22 protein-coding genes are annotated in these 25,488 nt (G+C 39.2%); all 22 read right to left on the bottom strand.

Annotated features, from left to right (window positions below; translation table 11 throughout):
- Positions 1-57: 57 nt before the first annotated feature.
- The 22 genes from mutL to yfmF all read right to left on the bottom strand — a co-directional run bounded on the left by mutL (position 58) and on the right by yfmF (position 25,427).
- Positions 58-1,935: a DNA mismatch repair endonuclease MutL gene (mutL, locus tag ACOZIR_RS04015; RefSeq protein ID WP_328120172.1), complete on the bottom strand. Its 1,878-nt coding sequence runs from the start codon at positions 1,933-1,935 to the stop codon at positions 58-60.
- An 18-nt stretch (positions 1,936-1,953) separates the two neighbouring features.
- On the bottom strand, positions 1,954-4,614 hold the full coding sequence (gene mutS / locus ACOZIR_RS04010; protein WP_328120171.1) for a DNA mismatch repair protein MutS: 2,661 nt from the start codon (positions 4,612-4,614) through the stop codon (positions 1,954-1,956).
- Positions 4,615-4,778: 164 nt separating this feature from the next.
- Complete coding sequence (locus tag ACOZIR_RS04005) at positions 4,779-6,176, bottom strand: amino acid permease (RefSeq protein ID WP_013084740.1); 1,398 nt, start codon at positions 6,174-6,176, stop codon at positions 4,779-4,781.
- Positions 6,177-6,353: 177 nt separating this feature from the next.
- The gene (locus ACOZIR_RS04000; RefSeq protein WP_013058796.1) at positions 6,354-6,899 is read right to left on the bottom strand and encodes an outer spore coat protein CotE; all 546 of its coding nucleotides are present in this window, start codon (positions 6,897-6,899) and stop codon (positions 6,354-6,356) included.
- Between the two features lie 225 nt (positions 6,900-7,124).
- The gene (locus tag ACOZIR_RS03995; RefSeq protein ID WP_013058797.1) at positions 7,125-7,556 is read right to left on the bottom strand and encodes a RicAFT regulatory complex protein RicA family protein; all 432 of its coding nucleotides are present in this window, start codon (positions 7,554-7,556) and stop codon (positions 7,125-7,127) included.
- Position 7,557: 1 nt separating this feature from the next.
- Entirely contained in the window at positions 7,558-9,087 is a 1,530-nt protein-coding gene (gene miaB / locus ACOZIR_RS03990) for a tRNA (N6-isopentenyl adenosine(37)-C2)-methylthiotransferase MiaB (RefSeq protein ID WP_013084741.1), read from the bottom strand.
- Between the two features lie 255 nt (positions 9,088-9,342).
- Positions 9,343-10,209 (bottom strand): 2-oxoacid:ferredoxin oxidoreductase subunit beta, encoded by an 867-nt coding sequence (locus ACOZIR_RS03985; protein WP_013058799.1) that lies wholly within the window; start codon positions 10,207-10,209, stop codon positions 9,343-9,345.
- Positions 10,196-11,953: a 2-oxoacid:acceptor oxidoreductase subunit alpha gene (locus ACOZIR_RS03980; protein WP_310878447.1), complete on the bottom strand. Its 1,758-nt coding sequence runs from the start codon at positions 11,951-11,953 to the stop codon at positions 10,196-10,198. Before ACOZIR_RS03980 ends, ACOZIR_RS03985 begins: the two co-directional genes overlap by 14 nt.
- Positions 11,954-11,970: 17 nt before the next feature.
- Positions 11,971-12,147 (bottom strand): hypothetical protein, encoded by a 177-nt coding sequence (locus tag ACOZIR_RS03975; protein WP_160297352.1) that lies wholly within the window; start codon positions 12,145-12,147, stop codon positions 11,971-11,973.
- 184 nt (positions 12,148-12,331) lie between these two features.
- Positions 12,332-13,249, bottom strand: a complete 918-nt coding sequence (locus ACOZIR_RS03970) for a dipeptidase (protein WP_421535512.1) — start codon at positions 13,247-13,249, stop codon at positions 12,332-12,334.
- Between the two features lie 75 nt (positions 13,250-13,324).
- On the bottom strand, positions 13,325-13,585 hold the full coding sequence (gene spoVS, locus ACOZIR_RS03965; protein ID WP_003181955.1) for a stage V sporulation protein SpoVS: 261 nt from the start codon (positions 13,583-13,585) through the stop codon (positions 13,325-13,327).
- A 223-nt stretch (positions 13,586-13,808) separates the two neighbouring features.
- On the bottom strand, positions 13,809-14,606 hold the full coding sequence (locus ACOZIR_RS03960) for a TIGR00282 family metallophosphoesterase (protein WP_028411380.1): 798 nt from the start codon (positions 14,604-14,606) through the stop codon (positions 13,809-13,811).
- Between the two features lie 81 nt (positions 14,607-14,687).
- A complete protein-coding gene (gene rny, locus ACOZIR_RS03955) occupies positions 14,688-16,247 on the bottom strand; it encodes a ribonuclease Y (RefSeq protein WP_013058803.1) in 1,560 nt (519 codons plus the stop codon).
- A 281-nt stretch (positions 16,248-16,528) separates the two neighbouring features.
- On the bottom strand, positions 16,529-17,566 hold the full coding sequence (gene recA / locus ACOZIR_RS03950; protein ID WP_013058804.1) for a recombinase RecA: 1,038 nt from the start codon (positions 17,564-17,566) through the stop codon (positions 16,529-16,531).
- A 198-nt stretch (positions 17,567-17,764) separates the two neighbouring features.
- Positions 17,765-19,006 (bottom strand): competence/damage-inducible protein A, encoded by a 1,242-nt coding sequence (locus ACOZIR_RS03945; protein WP_074677208.1) that lies wholly within the window; start codon positions 19,004-19,006, stop codon positions 17,765-17,767.
- A 16-nt stretch (positions 19,007-19,022) separates the two neighbouring features.
- Positions 19,023-19,607 carry a CDP-diacylglycerol--glycerol-3-phosphate 3-phosphatidyltransferase gene (gene pgsA, locus ACOZIR_RS03940; protein ID WP_028411382.1) on the bottom strand — a complete coding sequence of 195 codons (585 nt, stop codon included), beginning with the start codon at positions 19,605-19,607 and terminating at the stop codon, positions 19,023-19,025.
- 144 nt (positions 19,608-19,751) lie between these two features.
- Positions 19,752-20,729, bottom strand: coding sequence for a helix-turn-helix domain-containing protein (locus ACOZIR_RS03935; RefSeq protein WP_310878446.1), 978 nt, complete (start codon positions 20,727-20,729; stop codon positions 19,752-19,754).
- A 12-nt stretch (positions 20,730-20,741) separates the two neighbouring features.
- Positions 20,742-21,533 carry a DUF3388 domain-containing protein gene (locus ACOZIR_RS03930; RefSeq protein ID WP_013058808.1) on the bottom strand — a complete coding sequence of 264 codons (792 nt, stop codon included), beginning with the start codon at positions 21,531-21,533 and terminating at the stop codon, positions 20,742-20,744.
- A 213-nt stretch (positions 21,534-21,746) separates the two neighbouring features.
- On the bottom strand, positions 21,747-22,007 hold the full coding sequence (locus ACOZIR_RS03925) for a DUF3243 domain-containing protein (RefSeq protein WP_013058809.1): 261 nt from the start codon (positions 22,005-22,007) through the stop codon (positions 21,747-21,749).
- A 65-nt stretch (positions 22,008-22,072) separates the two neighbouring features.
- Entirely contained in the window at positions 22,073-22,798 is a 726-nt protein-coding gene (ymfI, locus tag ACOZIR_RS03920) for an elongation factor P 5-aminopentanone reductase (protein WP_045290058.1), read from the bottom strand.
- A gap of 63 nt (positions 22,799-22,861) precedes the next feature.
- The gene (gene yfmH, locus ACOZIR_RS03915; RefSeq protein WP_025750276.1) at positions 22,862-24,145 is read right to left on the bottom strand and encodes an EF-P 5-aminopentanol modification-associated protein YfmH; all 1,284 of its coding nucleotides are present in this window, start codon (positions 24,143-24,145) and stop codon (positions 22,862-22,864) included.
- On the bottom strand, positions 24,132-25,427 hold the full coding sequence (gene yfmF, locus ACOZIR_RS03910) for an EF-P 5-aminopentanol modification-associated protein YfmF (protein ID WP_340141723.1): 1,296 nt from the start codon (positions 25,425-25,427) through the stop codon (positions 24,132-24,134). The genes yfmH and yfmF overlap by 14 nt, the downstream gene beginning before the upstream one ends.
- Between the last annotated feature and the right edge of the window lie 61 nt (positions 25,428-25,488).

Genomic DNA, 25,488 nt, shown 5'->3' with positions numbered 1-25,488 from the left:
TATCCAAATGGCCATGATTTATTCAACAAAACGGCTAGCTGCAGCTAGCCGCATTGCCTACATCACTCGCTTAAACATTTTTTCCATTTCATACGTCGAATGATGAATAATAATTGGTCGTCCGTGCGGACACGTAAATGGATCCGTTGTTTTTCTCAACGTTTCAAGTAAAGCAAAAATCTCATCGTTTCGCAAATGATGATTCGCTTTAATCGATCCTTTACAGCTCATCATAATAGCCGCTTCTTCTCTTAACTTCTCGATATTGACTCGTTTCATCGTAAAGATTTGCTGAATCATTTCTTCAATGGTTTCCTGTTCCTCTCCTTTTGGAAACCACTGCGGATGCGAACGAACTATATAGGAGTTTTGTCCAAACGGTTCTAAAAAAACTCCTACTTCAGCAAGCATGTCTTTGTATTCTTCTAAAATCAAGGCTTCATTTCCCGAGAACTCTAGTGTAAGCGGCATAAGCAGTTCTTGAACTTCTGAATCTACTTCTCCAAGCTTTCGCTTAAAATATTCGTACTTAATTCTCTCCTGCGCCGCGTGCTGATCAATAATAAATAATCCTTTTTCATTTTGCGCCAAAATATACGTTCCGTGCATTTGGCCAATTGGGTACATCGCAGGAACACGCGGTTCTGGCTGCTCTTTGGCTGAACGATTTGGTTCTGGAATAGGAGCGTTTTCTTCTACCGATTCTTCATAGTGTTCTATTTCTTGAAACGTTAGTTCAAGTTCTTCACCTTGGCGCATGACCTCTGTTTTAACAGGCGGCATGATCTCGTCTACACGAGCGGGAGCCTCCTTAAAGCTAGGCTCGCGAACTGTATCAGACGGCTGATAGCCAGACGGTTTAGACTGATGATCAAATGTAAAGGTCTGCTGCTCAGTTGGCTGCACAGCTGATTTTGACTTGGTTGGTACTACAGCATCCGGAATTAACTGCCGCTTTTTAAAAGCTGCTTTTACTCCCTGTTCAATAAGCTCAAACAGCTCCGCTTCTTTACTTAAACGCACTTCTAGTTTCGCTGGATGAACATTCACGTCTACTAACAAAGGGTCCATTGTAATGGTTAAAAACACGATTGGAAAACGGCCGATAGGTAAAAGGGTATGATAGCCCTGCTGTACCGCTTTTAACAACCCGTAGTTTTTAACAAACCGACCGTTAATAATGGTCGACATGTAGTTGCGAGAAGCTCGTGTAATTTCAGGAAGAGCAACGTAACCATTCACTTCATAATCAAGAGACTGAACGTTAATGGGAATCATTTTTTTTGCCACTGCCATTCCATAAATAGCTGCAAGCACTTGACGCACATCTCCGCTTCCGTTCGTATACAGAAGCTGCCTTCCTTGATGCATCAGCCGAATCGAAACTTCAGGATGAGACATCGCAAGGCGATTGACTACGTCCGTTACGTTACCAAGCTCCGTGTTTACCGTCTTCATATATTTTAAGCGTGCAGGTGTGTTGAAAAATAAATTCTCAATAACAAGTTCCGTACCTTTTCGGCTTGATGTTAATTCGTGATGAACGATTTCTCCGCCTCTAAGTTTAAGATGAGTGCCGGCTTCTTCTCCCGTACTCGTTTTGAGTTCAAGCATTGAAACCGAAGCAATACTTGGCAAAGCTTCACCGCGAAATCCTAACGTTCGAATTCGAAATAAATCTTGTTCTGTTTTAATTTTGCTTGTCGCATGTCTTTTAAAAGCGGTCAAGCAGTCTTCAGAAGCAATGCCGTCTCCATTATCCAATATACGAATTTTGGAAAGCCCAGCTTCTTCTAGTTCAATTTCAATAACTGTACTGTTTGCATCAATAGCATTTTCGACTAGTTCTTTCACCACCGAAGCAGGTCGTTCAACAACCTCTCCGGCAGCAATTTTATTTGAAAGTTCGTCTGAAAGCTGCACAATTTTACCCACAGACTCACTCCTCTCAATCTATTTCTTCTTTAATGATTTTTGCAGTTCATACATCGCATTCATTGCGTCTAAAGGCGTCATTTCTAAAATATCCAGCTCTTTTAAACGATCGATAATTGCTTTTTCCCGTTTTGAAAGCGCAGGCTTTTCTTTTTTCTCTTCTATTTCAAAGAACGAAAGCTGATTGGCTTCATCTGCTTTTTTACTATCTATACGTTCTTCTTGAATCAAAGAAGCACCTTCTTGTGGAACTTGTTGTGTTATCTCTTCTCTTTTTGGAGCCTGACGTACTACAGGTTCACGCTCAGAAGATTGTTCTAAATCGTGTAAGATGACGCGAGCTCGCTCTAGAAGCGGATCCGGAAGTTCTGCTAGTTCTGCTACGTGAATACCATAACTTTTATCTGCGGCACCATCTTTGATTTTGTGTAAAAAGACGACCTTCCCATTTTTTTCAACCGCGCTTACATGAACATTTTTAAGCGCAGGAAGCGACTCATCAAGTACGGTTAATTCATGATAATGAGTAGAAAATAGTGTCTTACAGCCAATATGCTCATGGACGTATTCAATAATTGCTTGAGCAAGAGCCATTCCGTCATACGTAGACGTGCCGCGTCCAATTTCATCTAACAGAATTAGACTCGACTGAGTGGCATTTGTCACTGCATTTTTTGTTTCTAGCATCTCGACCATAAACGTACTTTGACCTGAAATTAAATCATCCGCTGCTCCGATACGTGTAAACACTTGATCAAAAATCGGCAGGACCGCTTCGTCTGCTGGCACAAAACAGCCAATTTGAGCTAATATCGCCGTTAAAGCGACCTGACGCATATACGTACTTTTACCAGACATATTTGGTCCTGTAATCAGTAAAATTGAACTATCATCCGTCATTTGACAGTCGTTTGGCACATATTCCTGCGAATTCATTACTTTTTCTACCACTGGATGACGTCCGTTTTGAATCGAAATATCTTCACTTGAAAAAATAGGCTTCGTGTAATGACGTTCTTCACTGATTTTTGCAAAGCACTGCAGTACGTCAAGCTCACTTACTTTTTTAGCGAGTTCTTGGAGCCTTGGAATATATGCTTTTACTTCTTCACGAATTTGTAAAAACAATTCATATTCCAGCTCTACAATTTTCTCTTCCGCTTCTAAAATCAGCGCTTCTTTTTCTTTCAGCTCAGGTGTAATAAAACGTTCTGCATTGGTTAACGTCTGTTTTCGTTCATACATTCCTTCAGGCAAAAGATGCAGATTTGCCCGCGTTACTTCTATATAATAGCCGAACACGCGATTATAACCAATCTTCAGTGAGCGAATCCCTGTTTTCTCACGCTCTTGCTGTTCAAGTGACGCAATCCACGTTTTTCCGTTTCGGCTTGCATCTCGGTATTGATCAAGCTGTTCATGATAGCCGTCATTAATAATGTCTCCTTCTTTAATTGACACAGGAGGGTGCTCTTTTAATCCTCTTTCAAGAAGATTAGCTAATCGCTCACAAGGATCAATGTCTTCAACAAGCTCTGTGGCATAAGGATGATTTAAACGATTCACAACCTCTTGAATATGAGGCACATTTTGCAACGATTTTTTTAATTGAATTAAATCACGAGCATTTACATTACCAAAAGCTACTCGACCGGCTAAGCGTTCTAAATCATATACGTCTTTTAGCAACTCACGCAGTTCTTCTCGTTCAAAAAACTGTTTCATTAAGACATCTACCATATTCAAACGATTATCAATATCGGCTTGTTTTAAAAGCGGACGGTCAATCCAATTTTTTAATAAACGGCCGCCCATTGCCGTAACGGTCTGGTCTAATAACCATAGAAGCGAGCCTTTCTTTCCTTTTGAACGAATCGTTTCGGTTAATTCTAAGTTTCGCTTAGAGAACAAATCAATTTTCATATATTCATTGATTTGATAAAACTGCACGGGCTGTAAGTGTTCAAGCGAACGCTTCTGCGTGCGAGTTAAATACTGAAGAATACGCGTAAATGTTGTAATAAGCTTTTGCTGCTGAAGCGAATCTACTAAATAATCTAGTCCTTCTACTTGCTCTGTACTATTCTCATAAGAAATGGTAATCGTCATGCGCTCTTTTAGTGTTTGTAATAATTCAGCAGGAAACTCAGAGCTTACAACAACTTCTTTTGCTTCTTTTGCATAAATCTCTGAGACTATATCGTGAAACGAACTGACAAGCGTTACGCTGTTTTCTCCTGTAGACAAATCAGAAAGAGCAAGACCAAACGTTTGATCCTCGAACTCAGTAACAGAACAAATATAGTTATTTTCCTTTTCTTGCAGTCCGCGTTCGTTCATCAGTGTTCCGGGTGAAATCACCTGCACCACTTCTCGCTTTACAACACCTTTTGCATGCTTAGGGTCTTCTACTTGCTCACAAATAGCTACTTTAAATCCCTTTTCAATTAAACGCTCGATATACGTAGGCGCAGAGTGATACGGAACTCCGCACATCGGAATTCGCTCTTGTCCTCCTCCGTCTCGGCTTGTTAATGTTATTTCAAGTTCTTGAGAAGCTGTCGTAGCATCTTCAAAGAACATTTCATAAAAATCACCTAATCTAAAAAATAAAAAGGCATCTTGATACTCTGCCTTAATTCTCAAATATTGCTGTACCATTGGCGTATACGCTGCCATACTATTCCTCCATACCACATCTAGTTGTGCGTTTTTGCTACACGTATTATAACATAAGTCTTTCTTAAACTTAATTTATTCAAATAGAACAATCTTCAATTTCTTTTCATAAAACAAATAAAAAAAGCTTCGGACGAAGGAAGAAGCTTGTCCGAAGCTTTTCATTATTTACTGCTGTTCAAATGACTATGCTTACGTCCGTATAAGAAGTAAACCACTAGCCCTAGTACAAGCCAAATTACGAAACTAATCCATGTTAACTTTGGAAGCTGAAGTGCTAAGTATAAACAGAACACAAAAGCTAAAATTGGAATCACCGGCACGAACGGTACGCGGAAACCAGTCGATTCTGAAGTTTGTTTTGATTTACGTAAATATAAAATTCCAATTGATACGGTCATGAAAGCAAAAAGAGTACCGATGTTTGTTAACTCTGCCAATCTTCCTAATGGTACTAAACCAGAGAAGATAGATACTAGTAAACATGTAATCCACGTATTTACTACTGGCGTTTGTTTTTTCTCACTGATTTTTGAAAAAGGCTTTGGCAATAGACCATCTCGACTGATCGCATAAAATAAACGAGTTTGTCCATACATCATAACGAGTAATACCGTTGTAATACCAACAATTGCGCCTAATGAAATAAATCCTGCTACCCAGTCTTGGTTAATGTAGCTTAAAGCAAATGCTACAGGGTTTTTAACATTTAATTCTGTATAAGGTACGATTCCTGTTAAGATAAGCGATACGACGATATAAAGGACTGTACAAATCGCAAGAGATGCGATGATTCCGATTGGCATATCCCGCTGAGGCTTGCGTACTTCCTCGGCCGCTGTTGCTACAGCATCAAATCCAATGTAGGCGAAGAATACAGTTGCTGCTCCTGTCGCTACTCCCGAGAAACCAAACGGCATAAACGGCGTCCAGTTTTCTGGCTTAACATAGCTAACTCCCACCCCGATAAACAGAAGTACAACAGCCAGTTTAATAATAACCATGATAGCATTAAAACGTGAAGATTTTTTTACTCCTTGCGTTAAAAGTAATGTAATTAAAAATACGATCATAATTGCTGGAATATCAATATACGTGCCGTTTGCGGGATTGTATGCACTTGTTAAAGCTTTTGGAAAATGGATGCCAAACCCCGCTAACAATCCTTGGAAATACCCCGACCATCCGCTTGCTACAGCAGAAGATGCAAGACCGTACTCCAAGATAAGATCCCACCCTAAAATCCAAGCGATTAATTCACCAAATGTTGCATAACTGTAAGTGTATGCACTTCCTGAAACGGGAACTGTTGAGGCAAACTCTGCATAACAAAGAGCTGCAAACACACACGCAAGTCCTGACATAATGAAAGATATAACTAAAGCTGGACCGGCATGTTCAGCGGCGGCTACGCCCGTTAATACAAAAATTCCGGTTCCGATAATGGCTCCAATCCCTAACATTGTTAAATCGAAAGCACCTAAATCTTTTTTTAATTTAACACCTTTAGAGTTGGTTTCACTAATTAACGTTTGAATTGATTTTTTACGAAATAAGCTCATAGTAAACCCCCAAAAAATACTTATCTGATATAACTAAATTTTCTGAAAATTAATGCATTATTTTCTTTAGATTTACTATACACTGCGCATTCGACAAAAAGCAATATATTTTTTTATTTTTATAAGAATTTTCTTAAAATAGTAAAAATAAAAAAACTAGGAAGAACTTCTTCCTAGTTACTCATCGTCTCCTAATATAAAATCAGGATCCAAATCTTCAAATTCATCGTCATCTACGTCTAAATCAAACTCGTCTTCATCATCGCAGCCTTTCGGATTTACTGCAACACAAACCTTGGTTTCGCCAATCACTTCCGCCAACAATTCTCTCTCTACTTGAACAATCGTTTTATTGCCATTTGGTGAAATTGTGCACTCTAGGCAATTTGGCTGCTGCAGCACGCGAACAATTACTTCGTAATCGTCTCCAATCGAATCTTCGTCTTTATAGCGCAGTTTAATATTATCTTTGTATGATACGGTTTCCGTCCAAACTTCGGTTTTTGTATTATTATTGTACGAATACCAGATGTTAATATCATATCTGCCGTCAACTTCTACATTGCTGCCGCTTTTTTTTGCTTTGTACTCATGGTTAATCACCCAGCACCCTAAGATGCTTGTTGGTCGATTTTTCGGTGCAAGCGTATGAGACGATTGTGTAAACTTGCGACCTTTACCTACGACTGCTTTTGTAATAATTTCTCTATAGTGTTGTGACATGTGAGCATACCCTCCTCAAACTATCTTCATTTCATCCTATGCAGGCTCATTCACTTGTTTGCACATTATTTTTAAGAAACTAGGTTTAAGGCATAAAAAACCTATGTTCCATTGTATGCAAGGATATAGAAAAACGTGACAATTATTAGAGAGAAAATCTGCCCAATTTTCGTGCCACGTGATGCACAAAAAAATGCCTCAGCAATTTGCTGAGGCATTTTTTCTTTATGAGCAGCTAGATCCAGGGCTGTTTCGAACCTGTGAACCTGTTTCACCGCGCAGTAAATCACCATCTGTTGACACAATAATTTCATCGGTTACTGTGTTTGAAATAGTATTAGCGACAAGTTGAAGCAAATCATTCACGTTTATTTGAGACTCTTGAAACTGCTGAATAATCGGCAGTTCATCCAGCTCTTCCTGTAAACGATCGATTTTTGCCTCCACTTGTTTTAACGCTTCTGTTTTACCATAGTGTTGAAAATTAACAGCTTGTTTTTGCAAACTTTTAATGCTTGCAATGGTTTCACGCACTTTTTGATTTTCGTTAAGCTGAGCTTCGGCACGCTTGAAGAAATCTACTTCTTCCGTTTCAGCAATCATTTTTGCCAGCTCTTGAGCACGTTTAATTACGTCACTCTTGTTATACTGCGCCATATTACTTCACCTCTGCTGTTTCTTCTACCATTTCCCCATTTAATGTCCATGTTTTGGCTTTTGTAACTTTTACTTTTACAAGTTGCCCAATCACTGACTTAGGTGCTTTGAAGTTTACAAGCTTACTTTTTTCCGTGTAGCCTGCTAATACTTCCGGATTATTTTTACTTTCACCTTCTACTAATACTTCGACAACTTTACCTTCATATTCCTTCAATTTCTTTGCAGAAATTTCATTTACAAGAGCATTTAAACGCTGAAGACGCTCTTTTTTCACTTCCATTGGTACGTTGTCTTGCATCTTAGCAGCCGGCGTACCTTCACGAGGTGAATAAATAAACGTATAAGCACTATCGAATTCAACCTCACGATATAGTGACATTGTTTCTTCAAACTGCTCATCCGTTTCATTTGGGAAACCAACAATAATATCAGTTGTTAATGATGCTGTTGGAATGGCTTCTTTAATTTTACGAACAAGCTCTAAATAATGTTCACGAGAATATTTTCGTGCCATAATTTTTAAGATATCGCTGCTTCCTGATTGAACAGGCAAGTGAATGTGGTCGACAAGATTTCCGCCTTTAGCCAGAACTTCAATTAAACGGTCATCAAAGTCACGAGGATGACTTGTTGTAAAACGGATACGAGCAACGTCAATTTTACGGATTTCATCCATTAAGTCGCCTAAGCCGTACGTTATGTCTTCAAAATCTTTTCCGTATGCATTAACATTTTGGCCTAGAAGCGTAATTTCTTTGTAGCCTTGAGCAGCTAAATGACGTACTTCTTGGATAATATCTTCTGGACGGCGGCTTCGTTCTTTTCCTCGCGTATACGGAACGATACAGTACGTACAGAACTTGTCACAGCCGTACATGATGTTAACCCATGCTTTAACGCTGCCTTTACGTGCTCTTGGAAGGTTTTCAATAACATCCCCTTCCTTAGACCATACTTCAATCACCATTTCTTTTGCTAAGTATGCTTCGTTTAAAATGTGAGGCAAACGGTGAATGTTATGTGTACCAAAAATCATATCCACGTGCTGATGTTTTTGTAAAATTTTATTTACAACTGACTCTTCTTGAGACATACATCCGCAGACGCCGATTAATAGCTCAGGACGCTCACGCTTTAAGGCCTTCAAATGCCCTAATTCACCAAACACTTTATTTTCTGCATTTTCACGGATCGCACACGTATTCAATAAAATAACATGAGCATCTTCAACAGAGTCAGTTGGCTCGTAGCCAAGGCCTAGAAAAATACCAGCCATTACTTCTGTATCGTGTTCATTCATTTGACAGCCGTACGTACGGATATAAAACTTACGTCCCTGTCCCATTCCATGAAACTGTTCATCGATTGCAAAATCATTGTGATAGGAAACTTCTTCTTTTCCTCGTTTTTTCGCATCTTTTAAAGAAGGTGGCATGTATACTGTTTGAAAATATTTGCTGTAATCCTTTTCGGATTTTTTGTCCGCTGGATTAACTTGGTTGCTTTCTAAACGTTGTTTTTCGTTCATAAAAAAAATCTCCTTTCGCCATGACAATTGTCACGTTGCACCTGTAAATCGCAAAAAAATGTGACAGCCTTATGCTTATGCATAAAACTCATCACATTAACATAGTATATAACTTTCAAGTAGCGAACACAATCATATACCTATTTTCTATACCTATCACTATGAAAAAATCCGAACGAGTTGGATTCTCCATTAAGAATCTCAATTGATCGTTCGGATCTTCCCTCTACTAAACTACTTTTATTGCAGCCTCTTTTACATAAATTCAGCTACTAGCTCATCAAATTTTTCCTCAGTCATACCTAAGTCTGCTTTTGACAGAGGCTCTTCACTATAACCGTGAACAAGCTGCTGATACGACGGCTGATGCGCATTTTGATAAATAAGTCCTGTTACTAAACCGTTATGCTCCATTAACGTCTGCATAGCTTGCATACGGTTGTTTGCATCATAACCTTCAATTGTGCTAAGACTAGTTAGGTTTTCTTTAAACCAATCATACGTGTTCACTTTGTTATACGTTACGCACGGGCTAAATACGTTAATTAAAGAAAAACCTTTATGCTGGATGCCTTGTTCAATTAAGCTTGTTAACTCTTTTAAATTCGTTGAAAAGCTTTGAGCCACAAACGTTGCCCCAGAAGTTAACGCAAGCTCCATAACAGATAAAGACGACTCGATTGATCCTTCAGGCGTACTTTTTGTCTTGAATCCTACTTCACTACGAGGAGATGTTTGTCCTTTTGTTAAACCATAGATTTGGTTATCCATTACGATATACGTCACATCGATGTTTCGGCGAATCGCATGTACCGTGTGTCCCATACCGATAGCAAATCCATCTCCATCACCGCCAGATGCGATCACGGTTAAGTCACGATTAGCCATTTTTACACCTTGAGCGATTGGAAGCGCACGTCCGTGAATACCGTGAAAACCATATGAATTAATATAACCAGAGATACGTCCAGAACATCCAATACCTGAAATAACAGCAAGCTCATGAGGTTCTAAACCTACGTTAGCAGATGCGCGTTGAATGGCTGCTTGTACGGAGAAATCTCCACACCCAGGACACCAGTTAGGTTTTACACTGTTACGAAAATCTTTAAACGTTGCCATTTAACACAAACATCTCCTTACTTTTTGCGTATACTTCTTGCGGAAGAAATGGATTTCCATCATACTTCAATACGCTTTGAATTTTATCATGACTTGCAATATTCATTTTTAAAATATTAGCAAGCTGTCCAGTAGCATTGTTTTCAACAACGACTACTTTTTTAGCTCCTTGCACGTAAGGAAGCAGTTCGTCAGCTGGGAAAGGATGAATCAAACGAATATGAGCATGATTGACTTTTATACCATCCTGTTCCAAACGTTCCATTGCCTCTTCAATAACTCCACGCGTCGAATTAAATCCAACAAATAAAATATCAGACTCTTTTTCATGAGAGTGAACATGAATTGGCGTATTAAAACGAATTCCTTTTGTTTTACGAAGACGCTTATTCATTTGATCATCGCGGTTCACCGGAGATTCAGATGGCTTTCCTGTCTCATCATGTTCTACTCCCGTCACGTGATGAATACCATGCTTCATTCCTGGAATGACGCGTGGCGATACGCCGTCTTCTGTTACGCGGTAACGCTTGTAGTATTGTTTTTCTTCCAGCTCTTCTAGCTCTCCTTGCTGAAGCTTACCGCGGCGGATTTCAACGCGGTTATAGTCAAGCGGTTCTACTGATTGCTTCCCAAGTGAAAGCTGTAAATCCGTTAGCATAATAACTGGACACTGATATTCTTCTGCTAAGTTAAACGCTTCAATCGTATCGTAGAATGCTTCTTCAACTGTACTTGGTGCCATGACGATCTTCGGAATTTCACCGTGCGTACCGTAAATCATAGCCATTAAATCAGACTGTTCTTGCTTAGTTGGAAGCCCTGTACTTGGACCGCCGCGCTGCGTATCGATAATCACAACAGGCTGCTCAGTGATACCCGCTAATCCAATCGACTCCATCATCAATGATAGACCAGGTCCAGCTGATGCTGTCAGCGCACGTACGCCTGCATAGTTAGCTCCGATAGCCATCGTACATGCTGCGATTTCATCTTCTGTTTGAATAACGGTTCCACCAAATTGAGGAAGCTTTTTAATTAAGTATTCCATGATTTCTGAAGCAGGGGTAATTGGATACGCTGGCATAAAACGAGCGCCACCGGCTAAAGCGCCTAGCGCAATCGCATCGTTTCCAATCATAAACATACGTTTTTTACCATCCGCTGGATCTAGTTTCATTGTTTCTAACTGTTCGCCTAGCTGTTCACGAATGTAATCTGCACCTTTTTTAATAGCTTCCATGTTTTTTTGTACAACTTTTTGGCCTTTTTTACCGAAGATTTCAAGCACTACTTCTTCAAATACTTCTGTGTCAATATGGAGCACAGCACTTGAAGCGCCTACAGCAACCATGTTCTTCATTAGCGACGTTCCTAATTCCGTTGCAATTTCCGTAAACGGAACAGCGTATAGTGTAGCAGTTGTACATGTTTCGGGCAGACTTGGGTTGAATTTCGCATCTGCAATTACAACGCCTCCTACGCGCAGCTCATGGACGTTTACATCGATTGTTTCCTGATCGAACGCAACTAAAATATCCAAATCATCTGACACAGATCGAACCTGAATTGTACTCACTCGGATCTTATTATTTGTATGTCCACCTTTGATACGAGAAGAAAAATGACGATAGCCGTATAAGTAATAACCTAATCGATTTAAAGCGGTTGAAAAGATTTCTCCCGTACTTTCGATTCCCTCACCCTGCTGTCCGCCAACTTTCCACGAAAGTTGCTGTACCATAAATCAACGCCACTCCTTTAATTGCTCTTAATATAGAAATCTATTTTATTGATAAAAACTGAAAAAAGTAAATTAGCAAACGATTTCATCTGCTTCTGCATTTCACGAACCAAAATCATCCGCAAAACTCCCACAGCACCTTGTCGCTGTGCAGGATACGTTTCTGCTTGAGCAGCTCCATAATCCGTTTTCAATTTTATTCCGATTGCCAGAAAAATGCAACCCTTTCCATTGAATTCTCAATCGTTTTAATTATATTTATATTTAATGAATAAGATGAAGTTTTTTAATGATCTTTTCTGCCTTCACATGAGGCATTAGTATATAAATAACTTCTATAAAAAAGAGCTTTTCCAAGAAGAAAAAGCTCTTTTTTTATTAGTTGCATACACGATCAGCAAAGTTTTGAAACAGAAAACGTTTTACCTGCTCCTCAGTGTAATGCTTAAGGAGTTCTTCGATTAAATTCGTATACTGTTCATATCTTCCGAGACGATGAACCGTTTTGTCAATGCCGTCAAAGTCAGAGCCAAAACCAACCGAGTATTCGCCTCCTCTTTCACACATGTAATCAAGATGACGAATCACATCCACTATTTGCGCTTTGGCAGAACTCGTTAAAAATTCAGGGACAAACGTAATGCCAATCACGCCGTTTCGCTTTATTAAAGCATGAATTTGATCGTCTCTTAAATTCCGGGGATGAGAACACAATACGTGCGAATTGGAATGAGTAGCCACTACATATTGCGCTAGCTCAATCACATCCCAAAAACCTCTTACCGATAAATGAGAGACATCCGTCCACACTTTATGTTCATTATTCAATTCAACAACTTCTCTTCCAAAAGATGATAACCCTGCTCCTCGAGGTTCTAAAATACCGTCACACACAGCATTGCTGTAATTCCATGTCAAACCTACTGAACGTACACCCAGTGAAAAAAGCGTCTTTAAGCGAACTAAACTTGTATCAATGGCATCGCACCCTTCAAGCGTCAGCATTGCTCCTATTTCATCTTTTTTCAAACTATCTATATCGCGCTTTGAACGAACCCATTTCATACCGGGAAGCGATAAAATATGACTCTGAAACAGCTGGATCATTTCTAACGCAACATCAAAGCGCTGAGCTGCCGGAACCGCTTCTGGAATATAAATAGCGAATAGCTGAACTTTCCCTTTTGCTTTTTTTATTCCTTCTAACGTAACGTGCAGCGCTGAATCATATGTAAAAGATAAACGTTTATTTAACCAGAGCTTCATCAATACATCACAATGAGCATCAAATATCACAACCCACACCCCTTTAACTCTATACAAAAAGGACCTGTTTGGCTTCTATGCTTTACAGGTCCGTGGTTTTTATAATTATCGCGGCTCTACAATTAATTTAATGGCTGTTCGCTCTTCTCCATCAATTTGAATATCTGTAAAAGCTGGGATGCAGATTAAATCAACCCCACTTGGTGCAACGAACCCTCTTGCGATTGCTACAGCTTTTACTGCTTGATTAAGCGCCCCGGCCCCAATGGCTTGAATTTCTGCTGCGCCGCGTTCGCGCAGCACGCCTGCTAAGGCACCAGCAACTGAATTTGGATTAGACTTTGCTGAAACTTTTAATATTTCCATATCTAGCTCCTCCTTATTCTTTACAATGTATGATGAGAGATCATTAGACCAATGACTTAATTGATTTCAATGTTACTATATTCACGATATGTCAAACGTATTCCTGCTTGTTTTTCCTAAATATTCAAAAACTTATATTTCTACACCTTTCTTTTTTCTTTTTACGTTTTTGACAAAATAAAAAAGCCAATGTATCGTCTTTCGACACATTGACTTTTTCCCTTTATTCAAAAAACGGATGGTCTTCGTTAATTAAAATTCGCTCTGTTTTTGTTGCTTTCCCCGTCTTTTGATCAATATCAATAACGATTCCACTAAGCTGCGTTCTTCCTTCTTTTGGCACTTCAAACCGAACAGGAAGAGACGTTAAAAACCGCTTAATAACAGCTTCTCGCTCCATCCCTAAAATGCCGTCATAAGGTCCCGTCATTCCTACGTCAGAGATGTAGGCTGTTCCTTTTGGCAATATACGATTGTCAGCTGTTTGAACGTGCGTATGAGTGCCGACAACAGCGCTGACACGACCGTCCACATACCAGCTAATCGCTTGCTTTTCACTTGTTGTTTCAGCATGAAAATCAATAAAAATGAGCGGAGTGCGCTGGCGTGCTTCTTCAATTAGTTCATCTGCTTTTTGAAATGGACAATCAAGCGGAGCCATAAACGTGCGCCCTTGTAAATTAATCACGGCTACCTCAAGCTGATTGTACGTAAAATACGTAATTCCTTTGCCCGGTGTACCTTCAGGAAAATTAGCTGGACGAACAAGATTTTTTGCATCATCAATAAAATCAAAAATTTCACGTTTATCCCACGCGTGGTTACCAAGAGTAATAATGTTAGCCCCAGCTTGTAAGAACTGACGATAAATCTTTTCGGTAATTCCTTTTCCTGAAGCTGCATTTTCACCGTTCACAATTGTAAGTCCCGGAGAGTATTTTCTTTTTAATCTTGGTAAATATTCTTCAACCATTTCACGGCCTGGAGAACCAACTACGTCTCCAATAAATAAAATTCTCATGTAAAAGCTCCTATACTTCATTCTTAATCTGTATCTTCATCTCTACGAAAAAAAATAAAGTGGCGAAACGCCACTTCATTTTTATTTTGCATACTCTACTGCTCTTGTTTCACGAATAACGGTTACTTTGATGTGGCCAGGATAATCCAGCTCATCTTCAATTCGTTTTCGAATATCCCGAGCAAGTCGATGCGCTTCTAGATCACCAATCGTATCTGGTTTCACCATAATACGAACTTCACGTCCTGCTTGAATCGCAAATGATTTTTCAACGCCTTCATAAGACTCTGAAATTTCTTCTAACTTTTCAAGACGACGAATGTAGTTTTCTAACGTCTCACTGCGAGCACCTGGTCTTGCAGCAGATAATGCATCCGCTGCTGCAACTAGTACAGCAATGATTGATGTTGGTTCAGTATCTCCATGGTGAGAAGCAATCGCGTTAATAACAACCGGATGTTCTTTATACTTTGTAGCTAATTCAACACCGATTTCTACGTGGCTTCCTTCTACCTCATGGTCAATTGCTTTACCAATATCATGTAACAATCCTGCTCGTTTGGCTAACGTTTCATCTTCACCTAATTCAGCAGCCATAAGTCCTGATAAATGCGCTACTTCCATTGAATGTTTCAGCACATTTTGACCATAGCTTGTTCTGAATTTTAAGCGACCAAGAATTTTCATCAAGTCTGGATGCAACCCGTGAACACCGACTTCAAACGTCGTTTGTTCACCAACTTCACGAATATATTCGTCCACTTCGCGGCGAGATTTTTCAACCATTTCTTCAATACGTGCGGGATGGATACGACCATCTTGAACGAGTTTATCAAGTGCAATTCTTGCTGTCTCACGACGAATTGGGTCAAATCCTGATAAAATAACTGCTTCTGGCGTATCATCAATAATAAGATCAATTCCTGTCAAAGTTTCAAGCGTACGGATGTTTCGACCTTCTCGACCGATAATTCGGCCTTTCATTTCGTCATTTGGCAAGTTAACAACTGAGACAGTCGTTTCAGCAACATGATCTGCTGCGCAACGCTGAATAGCAAGTGAAAGAATTTCTTTCGCCTTTTTATCGGCGTCTTCTTTTGCACGGTTTTCTGTTTCTTTTACCATTATTGCAATGTCGTGAGAAAGTTCATTTTCAACACGATCTAAAATAATCGCTCTTGCATCTTCTCTTGTTAAGCTTGAAATGCGCTCTAGCTCTGTTTGCTGTGCACGTACTACTTCTTCAACTTTGCTTTCCATCTCTTCAATATGCTGTTGTTTAACAGTAAGAGAATCATCTTTCTTTTCAAGTAACGCTTCACGTTTATCAAGTGATTCGTCTTTACGATCAAGATTTTCCTCTTTTTGCATTAATCGATTTTCTTGTTTTTGAAGTTCTGCTCGACGATCACGAATATCTTGTTCTGCCTCTGTACGAAGCTGATGGATTTCATCCTTCGCTTCTAGTAAAGCTTCTTTTTTCAAAGCTTCCGCCTCGCGGGTTCCTTCATCAATAATTTGTTCTGCACTAGACTTTGCTCCCGCAATTTTAGCTTCAGCAATCGATTTACAAACAAAAAAGCCAACAACTGCACCGACGATTAGGCCAAGCAAAGCGAAGATGATTGTATTAGTATCCATCATTTCACCTCCCCTTGCTATAAACTTGTAAGTTTTAAATTTCATGTCGGCATGTACATCGTATTCACCTTTCAATATACACACAAAGGCTTTTAAACGCTAAAATGTTTTAAAAAGGGAAAATATACATCTTAATTGTAAATCTGTGCATTTTTATTGTCAAGCCTGCCTCTACAGTATATATTGAAATTTCGTATGTTACTTTTCTAGCATTAACAATTTTTACAAAAAAAAGACCCCTTCTTTGAAATAGAGGAGTCTTTTTTTTATCTCGCAGCAAATTAAATATTTAAATCGCCTTGATCGTCATCCTCAGGAGCTGGCTCTCCATCTTGGTCTAAACCATGATGTTCACGCACTTGTCCCGCAATTTCCTGACGAATATCAGTATTTTCTTTTAAGAATTGCTTTGCATTTTCACGGCCTTGACCTAGACGCTCGTCATTATATGAATACCAAGATCCACTTTTTTGGACAATATCTAGTTCAGAAGCGATATCCAAAATTTCACCCTCTTTTGAAATACCTTCTCCGTACATAATATCTACTTCAGCAGCACGGAAAGGCGGAGCTACTTTATTTTTCACAACTTTAATTCTTGTTTTATTACCTACGATATCGTTTCCTTGCTTTAACTGCTCTGCACGACGCACTTCTAGACGCACTGAAGAATAGAATTTAAGCGCGCGTCCACCAGGAGTTGTTTCAGGGTTACCAAACATTACCCCGACTTTTTCACGAATTTGGTTAATAAAGATAGCGATTGTTTTAGACTTGTTGATAGCTCCAGATAGTTTACGCAATGCTTGAGACATTAAACGAGCTTGTAGACCAACGTGAGAGTCTCCCATTTCTCCTTCAATTTCCGCTTTTGGCACTAACGCTGCTACTGAGTCAACAACAATAATATCTACTGCGCCGCTTCGAACTAAAGCTTCAGCGATTTCTAAAGCTTGTTCTCCTGTATCAGGCTGAGATAATAACAGCTCATCAATATTAACGCCTAATTTTTGAGCATATACAGGATCTAACGCGTGCTCCGCATCGATAAATGCAGCCTGTCCGCCCTGCTGTTGAACTTCTGCAATCGCATGAAGAGCAACTGTTGTTTTACCTGAGCTTTCTGGGCCATATACTTCCACTACACGTCCACGTGGATATCCACCTACGCCTAAAGCTATATCTAATGCTAATGAACCACTTGGAATTGTAGAAATTCTTTTTTCCGTTTGTTCACCTAATTTCATAATTGAACCTTTACCAAATTGCTTTTCAATTTGCTTTAAAGCCATATCAAGGGCTGCTTGACGATCGTTCACTCAATTTCCTCCTCTATCTCTTTGAAATCATCTATAAACTGCAAACTTACTACGATGTAGTAGCAATGTCGAATTAACAACTTTCTATAACTTACTATACTAGTTTTTGAGTCGTTTGACAAGCAAAAAGCGAATAAATGTTCGTTTTTTGTGAAATAAAAAAAAGGCTGCTTTGGTAAAACTAAGCAGCCTTTTTCTTTATTTTTTTATCGTCTTTAATACGTAATGACAGCCGTAATTAACCGTTCGTGAACGAATCCCTTGGCGGCTTCCAGATAGCTGCAAGCTGTAAACTTGAGGAGTTTGATCCTTATAAGCGACCCCTATATGCACTGTTCCTACAGGATGTCCTTCTTGTTTAGAGGGTCCAGCTACACCCGTAAAACCGATGCCAATATCCGTTTTATATAACTGTTGAATACGCTGAGCCATTTCAGCCGCGCACTGCTCGCTAACGGCTCCGTACTGATTCAGCGTGTGTTCACTCACTCCGAGAATATTTTGCTTGATTTCATAATGATAGGCTACCAGGCTGCCTTTTACAACTTCACCAGCACCTGACACGGTTGTTAGACGTTCGCTGAATAAACCACCGGTTAAACTTTCGGCCGAAGCAATCGTCAAGCCTTGCGCCGTTAATTCTTTTACCAATTCATTATGTAAAGAAGTTGCTTCGTAGCCATATAAATACTCTCCTACGCGCTCTGAAATGGTTTTTTCCACTTCATCTAACATACGATGTGCTTCAGCGGCATCAGCATGCTTGGCAGTTAAGCGGAGCGTTACTTCTCCATCCCCTGCAAGCGGCGCAATCGTCGGGTTTGTTTGCGCATCAAGCAAATCTTCAATTTCCGTCTCAAGCTGTGACTCTCCTATTCCGAAAAAGCGAAGAACGCGTGATTCAATACTTTCTTTTAATTCAAGCTTTTGAGCTAAAAATTCTTGACCATATGATTCATACATTGGATAGAGCTCTTTTGGCGGCCCCGGGAATAGCATATAGTGTTTTCCCTCTACTGTAAGCCCCATGCCTGGAGCCATTCCGTAATCATTAGGGAGCACTGTCGAACCTTCTAGCACAATTGCCTGTTTTTTATTGTTAGGTGTCATGATACGATTTGACTGTTTGAAATAGGCTTCAATGCTTTCAAGTGCTTCCGCATTTGTTGTCAGCTCTACTCCTAGCACACTCGCAATTGTTTCTTTTGTTAAATCATCTTTTGTAGGACCAAGCCCGCCTGTGAAAATAATTAACTCTGCACGTGTTTGAGCTGTAGCAATCACTTCTTTCAAGCGCTGTGCATTATCTCCTACTACCGTATGATAGTAAACATTAATTCCAAGTTCGGCTAATTTTTTCGATAAATACTGAGCGTTTGTATTGGCAATTTGTCCAAGCAGCAGCTCAGAGCCGACTCCAATAATTTCAGCGTTCATCATATCATCTCCATCTTACTTATTTTGAATTAACAAAAGCCTGTTTGTTTTTAGCAAAGTAGTCCCAGCCTGAAATAACCGTAAAAATCACTGAGATCCAAAGCATTACGCTAGCAAACGGAATTGAAATCCATTCAAAAGGCAAGTTGTACAACAAAATAGCTGAAATAGCTAAAATTTGAGTCCATGTTTTAATTTTACCTAACATATTTGCTGCTACAACTTCTCCTTCCCCTGCTAGTACAAGTCTTAAACCTGTGATAGCAAATTCACGGCTAATAATGATGATAGCAGCCCAACCTGCACCTGCAATTAAATCTAAGTCAACAATAGCTACAAGCGCAGCTGAAACCAACAGCTTGTCTGCTAGTGGATCTAAAAACTTGCCCAAGTTCGTGACTAAATCGTACTTTCTTGCATAGTATCCGTCAATCCAGTCTGTTGTAGATGCAATAATAAATAATGCCGCCCCTAATAGATGAGCGATCGGAATCTCTTTTCCTGCTGCCTCCACTGTGCCAAATGGTAGCGGCACCATCATAAAAATGAGGAATACGGGAATTAGAAAAATTCGCGAAATGGTAATCTTGTTTGGTAAATTCACTTCTTCTGCCTCCAATTACTGTTACAAACTGAAAGCGTGCAAACGAAGTTGTTTGCACGGCTTTGGTTTTATTATAGCGTGAATGAGTGTTTAATTCACATATTATCTTTATTTACACCCTGACCACTTTTTAAAACAGGCTGTTTACTGTGCTTCTGCCGGCTGATATTGAATCGTTACAACTTGTCGAACTTGCTTGGATGAATCAAACGGCAAGTCAACCGCTTTTCCATTTACTTTTAGCTCTACTCCAGGTGAATAACCGATGTTGACACGAGCTTCCGTTTCTTTCGTCAAATCAAATTCTTTTGTTTCACCTTTTTTTAGAATGGAGCTAAAGAAAGCATTTCCTTTTCCGTTTTTCACATCTAACCAAGTATCTGCTTGAGTGGATGTTACTTCTAGATTAAATGCATCCGTACCGGAAAGAGCATACGTAGCACTTCTGCCTGTTTTTTGAACTTCCTTGTATTCTTGTTTACCGCTGTCTTTCTTTTCTTTTTCAGCTTTTTCTTTCTCAGCTTTTTCTTTTGCGGCTTTTTCTTTCTCAGCTTTTTCTTTTTCTTTCTTATCAGCAGCGCTTTGGTCATCTTCTGACGTGCTATTGTCATTTTTTGCAGTAGTTTCATTCGTTTCTTCCTGCGTGTTAGACTGCTGAACTTCGCTGTTTGGAGCCTCTTGGTTAGCCTGCTCCTTGTTTTTATCCGAGACGATATTTTGAGCGATTACCCAAATAATAATCCCAACAACTACAACTCCCGCCACCACTAGAACAGTTGGAAGGTAGTCATATGCTTTTGAAACTCCTTTTGTATGCTGAGGAATTTCTTTGCGGCTGCGAACGCGCGAAAGCTGCTGCGGCATGTCTTCTGTTTGAGTTGAAGGAATGTCTGATTTGTATTCTTCAAAAATAGCATCTGTGTCCAACCCAATTGCTTCGCAGTATTGCTTAATAAACGCTCGTACGTAAAATTTCCCCGGCATAACCTCATAATTGCCTTCTTCAATGCCCAGTAAATAGCGTTTTTGAATTTTCGTTAGTTTTTGTAAATCCTCTAACGACAATCCTTTGCTTTCTCGTTCTTGTCTTAACCTTTGTCCTAACTCTGTCAATGCTAACACCTACCAATTATGCTAAAAATCAAACATCGATAATCCACCGTCTTGAAACATTTGAGGACCTTCCATTATTTCATATGTAATTTTCTCATTGGGGTCGTTTCTTATTTCAATAATGTAGGCAAAATCATCTAACGAATACTCGGTATTTTGTACAAATACATCCGGATGCTCCACAATTTTTGTCGCGGGTACATTCATTACTTCTCGAACAAGCTGCCAGTGTTTTTCATTCGCTCGTTTTGTCGATACAATCCCGTCAATGATAAAAATATTATCAGCGTTGTATTCGTCAGCAATAAGCTGACTGCGAATCGTTTGTTTTAAGAGTGTAGAAGACACAAAAAGCCACCTTTTGTTCGCACATACGCTAGCTGCTACAATGGATTCGGTCTTGCCTACTCGCGGCATACCTCGAATGCCGATAAGCTTATGACCGTCTTGTTTAAACAGTTCCGCCATAAAATCTACGAGCAAACCTAATTCATCTCTTACGAAACGGAACGTCTTTTTATCATCTGCGTCACGCTGAATGTAGCGACCGTGGCGCACTGCTAACTTATCACGCAATTTAGGCGGTCTCATTTTTGTCACAATGATATTATCCATTGTTTTCAAAATAGATTCAAGCCTGTCTATTTGCTCATGTGAATCACAGCGCAGCAATAATCCACGGCGAATATCATCTACTCCATTAATTGTGACAATATTAATTGACAACATTCCAAGAAGCGATGAAATATCACCTAAAAGACCCGGACGATTTTTTTGTATTTGATATTCTAAATACCACTCAATTTTCTCCATCAAACCCCTCCCATTTCTTGGCTGGCCTTCGAGAGGTGCCCCCTTTTTTTCACCTAGTTTAACTATAAATGATTTCCATTATATTATAAACCCTAAAGGCAAGTAGTTCTACATTTGTTATGTATGTAAGCGCTTATTTATTTGTACTATTTAATTCTAAGAAAAAAGGAGCTTTCACACGCGGTGAATTAGCTCCTTTTTAGAAACGATAACTTATTTTACTGATCCGTTATTTTGAACTAATTTCACCATGCTGCTCGCAATCGCATGCTGCTCTTCTTTAGAAGCAACGCTCCAAAGGTCTGCTAAAATTCGCTCTTGATCATTTTTTGCATCAACTTGGTTTGCTAAATATCCACCAATTTGATAAGCAAGATCATGAATAACTTCTTCTTGCATTCCTTCGTTTTGTGCATGATGTAAACGGTCGCCTAAAAAATCTTTCCAGCTATCCCAGTTTTCTAATACTGACATGAGTAGCCCTCCTTAAGGTTTATTCATATCATAGTTTGTACCTTGTTTTTAATTTTATGCACACTTTATATGTACCAACCGCCATTAACCGATAATATTTGTCCCGTTATATACGAAGCACGTGAAGATATTAAATATGAAACCGCATCTGCCACTTCTTTTGGATTTCCTATTCTTCCTAAAGGGATCTCTTCAGCCAGCTCTTTAACCTCTTCTTTTGAATAGCTGGCCATCATATCCGTTTCAATCGCTCCGGGCGCAACTCCATTGACTCGAATTCCACTTAATGCAACCTCTTTTGCCAAAGCTTTTACAAACGTATTTTGTGCACCTTTTACCATAGAATAAAGGACTTCAAATGAAGCTCCTGTAAGTCCCCAAATGGAAGAAATCATGATGATTTCCCCACTTTTAGCACTAATCATTTTAGGCAGCAAAGCTTTTGTAATAACAAAGGGAGCCGTGATGTGAAGATAGATCATTTCTTCGGTTTCATTTGCCGGAGTATCTGTCATTAACCCGCTAACGCTTCGTCCGCTGTTATGAATAATAACTTCTACCGGAACAATAATCTCCTTTAAAAACTTCTCCACTCCCTCTTTACATGATAAATCCGCTTGTACTGTAAACACAGTTTTCACCTTTTCAGCTAGCTCATGTGCAAGCGCCTCTATTTTGTCTCTTCGCTGATGGTAATGCAAGATAAGCGAATATCCATCCTCAGCCAATTTTTTAGCAATCGCTGTGCCAATTCCTCCGCTTGCACCTGTCACAAGGGCAAATTTCTCCATAGCCTTCTCTCCTTTACATGCAAAAAAGCTGATGAACATCAGCTTTTTTGGCAACAATCATCTTTATTTAGGTACTACTTCACAAACCGTAAAGTTCTTTTCGTCAATAATCTCGTTTAGCACATCTTTTATTTCGTTCACCTTCAGTTTTTCCAGCGTTTCAACAATATCAAATAAATTCATATCATTAAACGCATAGCGTGTAAACTGATTAGCGATAAACTCAGGTGAGTTTAATGAACGTAAAAATCCGCCGATTTTCTTTTTACGAATACGCTCAAGTTCCTCTTCTGTTAGTGATTTTGTTTTCATTTCAAGTAAAATTTGTTTAACTCGATCATACAGCTGTTCCGGTTGATCCGTATCTCCTCCGATAAGAGCAAAACCAAATCCTCTTTCCTCCGTATAATCATACGCAAACGTTTCATCAATAAGCCCGTCTGCATACAACTCCTCATAGTACGAAGAGCTTTTTCCAAACGCGTAATCTAAAATAATATTCATTGCTAACTCGTATTTAAGCATTTCTCCGCCTGAACGCTGCGGATTTTTCGCTTTTAGCCCCACCATACATTTCGAAGACTGCACCGGCATTTTTAATACTTGTTTTTCTTGATCCACCGTTTCAGGCTCTTCGTCAAAATGACGCTGTATGTCAGAGATTTCTTTATAATCTTTTTTCTGCTGATTGTCTCGAACTTGCTTCATTACTTTTTCCGCATCAACAGGACCTACAATGAACAACAGCATGTTGCTCGGATGGTAGAACGTTTCATAGCATGTGTACAGTAAATCTTTATTAATATGTGAAATCGATTCGATCGTGCCGGCAATATCAATTTTAACAGGATGGTTTTTGTACATATTTTGAATAGTACCAAAATACAAGCGCCAGTCCGGATTGTCGTCATACATTGTAATTTCTTGACCGATAATGCCTTTTTCTTTTTCTACCGTTTTTTCTGAGAAGTACGGCTCTTGTACAAAGTCCACTAATGTTTCAAGATTTTCTTCAAAGTTAGATGTACAGCTGAATAAGTAAGCCGTGCGGGTAAAAGAAGTAAATGCATTGGCCGAAGCACCTTGTTTACTAAACTGCTGAAAGACATCTCCGTCTTCTTTTTCAAATAATTTATGCTCTAAAAAGTGGGCAATTCCATCCGGAACTTTTGTCATTTCATTTTCATTTAGTGGTACAAATTGATTGTCAATCGATCCGTAGTTTGTTGTAAAAGTGGCAAACGTTTTGTTAAACTCCGGTTTTGGCAAAATGTATACCTGCAGCCCGTTATCCATTTTTTCATGATACAGCTGTTCTTGAAGCTGCGAAAATTCAATTTTCTCCATTTTCTTCACCGCCCGTTCCTGTTAAGAAATAAATTGTATCCATTTCAATTTTCTCAGCCACTTTAATAATTTCCTGCTTAGATACCGCATCAATATGCTTTAAGTATTCGTCAATTGAAATATCTTTGCCCGTTAATTCATTATGATACATAACCTCTACTAGTCCTCGTGGAGTATCCACCGTTTCAAGCAGCTGGTTGTGAATAACGGCTTTCGTTTGAGCAATTTCGCCGTCTGTAAACAATCCTTGTTTCATTTCCTGCATTTGTTCTTTAATAATCGTAACAGCTTGGTCGTAATTTTTTGCATCAATACCCGACATGACCATTAGTAATCCTTTATGACTCTCTACTCTCGAAGCAGCATAGTAAGCTAAGCTCGCTTTTTCACGCACATTGATAAATAGCTTGGAATGTGAGAACCCTCCGAATATCCCATTGAATACTTGAAGAGCAAAATACTGTCTATCTCCGTATACAACGTTTGTACGATAGCCAATATTTAATTTCCCTTGTTTTACTTCTTGTTTTTCCACCACTTCATTTACGTTTGAGATCTCTTTAGACGTGATAGAATCTTCAATGTCTTTTTGCTGGCGCTTTGGTAAAGTAAATGTTTCTTTTACTGTTTGTAAAACCTCTTCGACTTGCAAATCGCCAATAGCATAAAGGTGAATGGCATCTTCTTTTAACACCTGCTGATAATAGGCGTACAAACTTTCACCTGTAATTTCTTCCACGTCGTCAATTTGACCGTTTACATGTAAAGAGTACGGTTCTTCCTTACACATTTCTTCAACTAGTCTTAAATTAGCATAGCGCATTTTATCATCAAATACGGCTTGAATTCGCTGACGAAGCGAACGCTTTTCTTTTGTCATAATATCTGTTAAAAAAGAGTCCCCTTCAACTGCTGGCTTTAATAAAATATCGCCAAGAAGAGCTAACGCTTTTTGCAAAAGCGGAGTTGAATCTTTCAAATATTTTTCATTCGCTATATCAATGCGAATCGTAATATCGTGGTTATCACCTTTTTTTGTTAAGTCTACTTGTAAAGTAGCACCATAAAGCTCATCTAAATATGTACGAAGCTTTGTCGTAGACGGCAGCGACTCGGTAGCGCTTTGAAGCACATAAGGTAAAAGGGCACGCATTGTCACCGTTTTCTTATCTAAAGGGGCATTTAGTTTTAAAATGAACGTGTTTGTTTTGTACTTAGCTGTTTGAATGGTATGAACAGTCAATCCTTCTAGTTCATGTTTTTGTTCAGTCAATAATTTCATATATAAACCTCCTTTTAAATTTTGATGTATTAACTAGACAATACTTCTATTTTGAATCTTT

It is taken from the genome of Priestia sp. D3YE.R1, from assembly GCF_049199565.1.
Lineage (GTDB): Bacteria > Bacillota > Bacilli > Bacillales > Bacillaceae_H > Priestia > Priestia aryabhattai.
The sequence above is the reverse complement of the archived record's forward strand: the minus strand, read 5'-3'. Positions and strand labels throughout refer to the sequence as shown.